This window comes from Kitasatospora sp. NPDC058492, assembly GCF_042720685.1.
GTDB lineage: Bacteria > Actinomycetota > Actinomycetes > Streptomycetales > Streptomycetaceae > Kitasatospora.
Window position 1 is genome coordinate 58,148 of sequence record NZ_JBHXMU010000030.1, and the last position, 6,192, is coordinate 64,339.

General features: G+C 73.8%; 5 protein-coding genes. 4 read left to right on the forward strand and 1 reads right to left on the reverse strand.

Annotated elements, in window-relative coordinates:
• Window positions 1–54 precede the first annotated feature (54 nt).
• The gene (locus ACFWPI_RS20850) at window positions 55–501 is read left to right on the forward strand and encodes an Lrp/AsnC family transcriptional regulator (protein ID WP_380371340.1); all 447 of its coding nucleotides are present in this window, start codon (window positions 55–57) and stop codon (window positions 499–501) included.
• Between the two features lie 29 nt (window positions 502–530).
• On the opposite strand, the gene ACFWPI_RS20855 is transcribed toward ACFWPI_RS20850, so the two are convergent.
• Window positions 531–1,115, reverse strand: a complete 585-nt coding sequence (locus ACFWPI_RS20855; protein WP_063348430.1) for a TetR/AcrR family transcriptional regulator — start codon at window positions 1,113–1,115, stop codon at window positions 531–533.
• Window positions 1,116–1,243: 128 nt separating this feature from the next.
• Here ACFWPI_RS20855 and ACFWPI_RS20860 point away from each other — a divergent pair, with 128 nt between their 5' ends.
• The 3 genes from ACFWPI_RS20860 to ACFWPI_RS20870 all read left to right on the forward strand — a co-directional run bounded on the left by ACFWPI_RS20860 (window position 1,244) and on the right by ACFWPI_RS20870 (window position 6,054).
• Window positions 1,244–2,512, forward strand: a complete 1,269-nt coding sequence (locus tag ACFWPI_RS20860) for a hypothetical protein (protein WP_363368170.1) — start codon at window positions 1,244–1,246, stop codon at window positions 2,510–2,512.
• Window positions 2,513–2,709: 197 nt separating this feature from the next.
• Window positions 2,710–4,410: a phenylacetic acid degradation protein PaaN gene (paaN, locus tag ACFWPI_RS20865; RefSeq protein ID WP_063348432.1), complete on the forward strand. Its 1,701-nt coding sequence runs from the start codon at window positions 2,710–2,712 to the stop codon at window positions 4,408–4,410.
• 156 nt (window positions 4,411–4,566) lie between these two features.
• A complete protein-coding gene (locus ACFWPI_RS20870) occupies window positions 4,567–6,054 on the forward strand; it encodes an FAD-dependent monooxygenase (RefSeq protein WP_380371336.1) in 1,488 nt (495 codons plus the stop codon).
• Window positions 6,055–6,192 lie beyond the last annotated feature (138 nt).

Genomic DNA, 6,192 nt, shown 5'->3' on the forward strand with positions numbered 1-6,192 from the left:
ACTGGTGGCAGTGTGTCCAATCGGCGAGGGTGGGGGGTCATGTCGGCTGAACAGATGTCCAGACTCGACCGGGTCGACCGTTCGATCCTGCGGCTGCTGCAGCAGGACGGCCGCGCCTCGATCCGCTCGGTGGCCGAGCGGGTGCACGTGTCCCGGGCGAACGCCTACGCCCGGATCTCCAGGATGGTCGAGGACGGCATCATTCGCGGCTTCACCGCCCGCGTCGACCACGAACGGGCAGGTCAGGGCGCGTCCGCGTACATCACCCTGAAGATCGTCCAGAACTCCTGGCGCACGGTCCGGGGGCAGCTGCTGGAGCTCCCCGGGGTCGCCCACATCGCCCTGGTCGGCGGAGACTTCGACGTCCTGCTGCTGGTGCACACCGCGGACAACCACGCGCTGCGGGAGCTGGTGCTGGGCAGCATCCAGTCCATCCCCCAGGTGCTCGGCACCCGGACCATGCTGATCTTCGAGGAGACCGACCAGGTCCCCCCGGACTGACGGCCGGGCCACCGGCCGGCCGGTGGCGGCTACCGCGCGCGCAGCCCGTCGAAGGCCAGGTGGACGACCGCGTCCGCGACGCCGTCGGTGCCCTTGAGGCCCGGCCGGTACCACTCCACGATCGAGTTGATCATCCCGAACAGCAGCCGGGTGGCCAACCGCGGCTCGACGTCCGCGCGCAGCGCACCGTCCGCGACCGCCGCCCGCAGCAGCTCGGCGACCTGGTGGTCGAACTCCCGGCGCCGCTCCAGCGCCCACTGCTCGGTCACCGTGTTCCCGCGCACCCGCAGCAGCAGTGTCACGTACGGCAGTTCCGCGAGCAGCACCTCGGCGGTGCGGCGCACCACGTGCTCCAGCCGCTCCACCGCCGGGCCCCGCACCGCCGCCGGCTCGGCCAGGATCGCGAACAGCCCGTCCAGCGCCCGCCCGACGGCCAGCCGCAGCAGCTCCTCCTTGCCGCGGACGTGGTGGTAGATGGACGACTTGGAGATCCCGGCCGCCCGGGACAGGTCCTCCATCGAGGTGCCGTCGTAGCCGCGCTCGTTGAACACGTCGACGGTCACCGCGAGCAGTGACTCCACGGTGTAGGCGGTACGCGTGCTGTGATCGGCCATCCTCCGAGTATCCCCGGCCGCCCCGCGCCGTACGCGATCGGGTCGGTTGGTCCACACCAGGCCCCGATGCGCAGGCCCTAGACTCGGCGGACGATCGTCCACGTCCAGCAGGGTGGGGTCCAGTCCGAATGAACGCAATACCGGCCGTCGCCTCCGACGTGCCCGAGCAGCGCAGCGATGATCCGGGGGGCGTGCCCGGCAGCGGCTGGCGGGAAGGCGCCCGCGCCCTGGTGGTCCGGTTCGGGCCGGCGGTGTGGTGCTACGCGGTGCTGAAGCTGATCGGCTTCACCGTCTTCATGAAGCTGCTCTCCTTCTCCGGCGACTACCTCAAGAAGCCGGCCCGGTTCGGCGGCGGCGCCAACCCCTGGGACGTGCTGGCCACCTGGGACGGCTGGTGGTACCAGCAGGTGGCCCAGTTCGGCTACCACCCGGCGCTGGTCACGATCCCCAACGGCCCGGTCGGCTTCTCCGTCGAGCAGAACTCCGCCGCGTTCTTCCCGCTCTACCCGGGCCTGATGCGGATGACCTCGGACGTCACCGGCCTCGGCCTGTACGGCGCCGGGATGCTGGTGTCGGTGGTGGCCTCGCTGTTCGCCGCCGCCGGGATCTACGCCGTGGTGGACCGGATGGCCGGCCCCAGGGCGGGCGTGATCGCGGCCGGGATCTGGGCGATCGCCCCGGGCTCGGGCGCCGAGTGGGCGGTCTACTCGGACTCCACCTTCGTCGCGCTGGCCGCCTGGGCCTGCTACTGCGTGATGACCAAGCAGTGGGTCGCCGCCGGGGTGATCACCCTGGTCACCGGGCTCAACCGGCCGACCGCCGCGGCGCTGATAGGCGCGGTCGGCCTGGCCGCGCTGGTGGAGCTGTACCGGCGGGAGAGCGGCGTCCTGCGCCCGCTGACCGCGATGCTGCTGGCCCCGGTCGGCCTGCTCGGCTACGTGGCCTGGGTGGGCTGGCGGATGGGCGAGTGGGGCGGCTACTTCCGGCTCCAGCACGACGCCTGGCTGCACTACTTCGACTGGGGCCAGGGCACCTGGCACGCGATCCGCGGCGTGCTGCTGGGCCGCAACGACTACCCGTTCGCGTTCCCGGTGCCGGACCTCTTCGCCACCCTGATCGTGCTCACCCTGCCCGTGCTGATCGTGCTGCTGATCCGGCTGCGCCCGCCGCTGGTGCTCACCGCCTACACGCTGGCCACGATCGTCTCGGTGCTGGGGAGCCTCGGCATCTTCGGCAACGTCTCGCGCTACCTGCTGCCGGCGTTCCCGCTGCTGATCGCGCTCGCGGTGGCGATGCGCAAGCTCAGCTGGCCGGTGCTGGCCGCGGTGCTGGGGTTCGGCGCGGTCGCCTCCGGCTGGTACGCGGGGTACGTCATCTTCGAGCTGGGCGTGCCGTAGGCCCTGCCCGGCACCGGCCCACGGGGGCGCGTCCACCACGGACGCGCCCCCGCGCGTTTCCCGGACACCGCGCCCGCGCGTTTCCGGACACCACCCCCGTGCGTTTTCCCGGATTCCGTCCCCTGCACCCTCTTGAGCCGACCGATCGTTCGGTTACCCTGTGACGTGTCCCGTCCTCCCTCCTGAGGAGCGCACAGATGTCCGCAGCGGTCACCCACCCCCTCGTCGGCGAGCTGGTCGAGCGCCACCAGGCCACCCTGGACGCCGCCCTCGACGCCGCCGCCAAGCGCGACTACTGGTCGCCCTACCCCGAGTTCCCGAAGGCGTACGGCGAGAGCGGCCCGGCGGACGGCAAGGCCGCCTTCGACGCCCTGCTCGGCAAGCCGTTCACCCTCGACGGCCACCCCGCCGACGGCGACCTGGTCGGCGGCGAAGCCTCCCCGTACGGCATCGAGCTGGGCATCGGCTACCCGCACGCCGAGCCGGACGCGCTGATCGCCGCGCTGAGCGCCGCCCGGCCCGACTGGGCCGCCGCCACCCCGCTGGAACGCGCCGCCGTTTGCCTGGAGATCCTGCACCGGATCAACGCCCGCTCCCACGAGTTCGGCCAGGCCGTCATGCACACCACCGGCCAGGCCTACGGCATGGCCTTCCAGGCCGGCGGCCCGCACGCCCAGGACCGCGGCCTGGAGGCGGTCACCTACGCCTACGCCGAGCAGACCCGGCTGCCCCGCCGGGCCGGCTGGACCAAGCCCCAGGGCAAGCGCGAACCACTGGTGATGACCAAGGAGTTCACCGTCGTCCCGCGCGGCCTCGCACTGCTGGTCGGCTGCAACACCTTCCCCACCTGGAACGGCTACCCCGGCCTGTTCGCCTCGCTGGCCACCGGCAACCCGGTGCTGGTCAAGCCGCACCCGCGCGCCGTGCTGCCGCTCGCGCTGACCGTCCGGACCGCCCGCGAGGTGCTCGCCGAGGCCGGCTACGACCCCAACCTGGTCTGCCTGGCCGTCGAGCACGAGGGCGGCACCGTCGCCCAGACCCTCGCCGTCCGCCCCGAGATCCGGCTGATCGACTACACCGGCTCCACCGCCTTCGGCGACTGGCTGGAGGAGCACGCCAAGCAGGCCGAGGTGTACACCGAGAAGGCCGGCGTCAACGCGGTCGTCATCGACTCCACCGACGACTACAAGGGCATGCTCGGCAACCTGGCCTTCGCCCTCTCGCTCTACAGCGGCCAGATGTGCACCACCCCGCAGAACCTGCTGATCCCGCGCGGCGGCATCGCCACCGACCAGGGCGACAAGTCCTACGACCAGGTCGTCGCCGACCTCGCCGCCGCCATCGACGGCCTGCTCTCCGACGACGCCCGCGCCGCCGCCATCCTCGGCGCCGTGGTCAACCCGGGCGTGCTGCAGCGCTCGGCCGCCGCGGCCGGCGGCGAGTACGGCGAGCTCGCCCTCGCCCCGCGCGCGGTGACCTCGCCGGACTTCCCCGGCGCGACCGTCCGCACCCCCGCGCTGGTCAAGCTGGACGCCGACAAGCCGGACGACCGCGCGGTCTTCCGCACCGAGTGCTTCGGCCCGGTCTCCTTCGCCGTCGCCGTCGAGTCCACCCCCGCCGCCGTCGAACTGCTGCGCACCACGGTCCGCGACAAGGGCGCCATGACCGCCTCCGGCTACACCACCTCGCCCGAGGTGGAGGGCCTGCTGGTGGCGGCCGCGCTCGACGCCGGCGTCTCGCTCTCGCTCAACCTGACCGGCGGCGTCTACCCCAACCAGACCGCCGCCTTCTCCGACCTGCACGGCACCGGCGCCAACCCGGCCGCCAACTCGGCCTACTGCGACGGCGCGTTCGTCGCCAACCGGTTCCGTACCGTGGAGGTCCGCCGGCACGGCTGAGCGCCGTCCCGGCCCCGTCCGATCCGCTCCGGGCCCCGGCGGTCACCCACCGCCGGGGCCCGGCGGTTCACAGCTCCCCGCGGGCCCTGGATGATGGAGTCTGGGAGAACGCCGGACACGGCGTCCAACCGCCCTCCGAACACCGGGAGCTGACACATGACCGCGAAGCCGACGACCGCCACCGACATCCTGATCGTCGGTGCCGGACCGACCGGACTGCTACTGGCCGGCGATCTCGCCGCGGCCGGGGTCGGCGTCACCGTCCTGGAGAAGCGCGGCGCCGAGTCCAACCTGACCCGGGCCTTCGCCGTGCACGCCCGCAGCCTGGAGCTCCTGGACGCCCGCGGCCTCGCCGACGACCTCATCGCCACCGGCCGCCCGGTCACCGGCCTGAGGATGTTCGACCGCTTCGGCATCGACCTGAGCTCGCTGCCCACCCGCTTCCCGTTCGTCCTGATCACCCCGCAGTACCACGTCGAACGGCTGCTCCAGGAGCGCGCCGAGCAGGCCGGCGCGACCATCCTGCGCGGCGCCGAGGTCACCGCCCTGCGCCAGGACGCCGAGGGCGTCACCCTGGAGACCCGCGACGGGAACACCTTCACCGCCCGGTACGCGGTCGGCACCGACGGCGTCCGCTCCACCGTGCGCGACCTGCTCGGCATCCCGTTCCCCGGCGAGTCCGTGGTCGACTCGGTGATGCTCGCCGACGTCCGGCTGGAGCGCGAGCCCGCCGACACCATCACCGTCGGCGCCAACGAGACCGGCTTCTCCTTCCTCGCCCCCTTCGGCGACGGCTGGTACCGGCTGATCGCCTGGGACCGCAAGGAGCGGCAACCGGACGGCACCACCCCCTCGCCGGAGCGCCTCGCCGCCATCGCCCGGACCACCCTCGGCGAGGACTACGGCCTGCACGACGTCCGCTGGAGCTCCACCTTCCACAGCGACGAGCGCCAGGCCCCCAACTACCGCTCCGGCCGGGTCTTCCTGGCCGGCGACGCCGCGCACTGCCACTCCCCGGCCGGCGGCCAGGGCATGAACACCGGACTCCAGGACGCCGCCAACCTGTCCTGGAAGCTCGCCACCGCCCTCCAGGGCCGCGCCACCGACGCCCTGCTCGACACCTACCAGAGCGAACGGCACCCGGTCGGCCGGACGGTGCTGCGCACCTCCGGCGCGCTGATCCGGCTCGCCCTCGCCGAGTCCGCCCCCACCCGCGCACTGCGCGGGGCGCTCACCACGCTCGGCGGCCACCTCGACCTGGTCACCGAGCGCGGCGCCCGGATGGTCTCCGGCATCGACATCTCCTACCCGGCCCCGAAGGACGCCCACCCGCAGGTCGGCAAGCGCGTCCCGGACCTGCGGCTGACGGCGCTGCGCAAGCCCGTCGAGGGCGCCCCGGCCGCCCCCGAGCGGCTCTACGAGGCGCTGCGCGAGGGGAAGTTCGTCCTGGTCAGCAACGACGAGCTGGCCGCCGCCGAGCCCTGGGCGGACCGCATGGTCACCGCCGCCCCGGCCGACCCGCACGGCAAGCTGCGCGACACCGTCCTGCTGATCCGCCCGGACGGCTACGCCGCCTGGGGCGCCGTCGACCCCGGCCAGGGCGAGCTCCGCACCGCCCTCACCGCCTGGCTCGGCACCCCCTGACCCCCGCCGGGGGGGGGGGGGGGGGCCCCCCCCCCCCCCCCCCCCCCCGCCGCCCCCCCGGCCCCCCCCCCCCGCCCCCCGCCCCGCCCCCCCCCGCCGGGCCCCCGCCCGCCGGCGGGTGGGGGGGGGCGGGCGCGG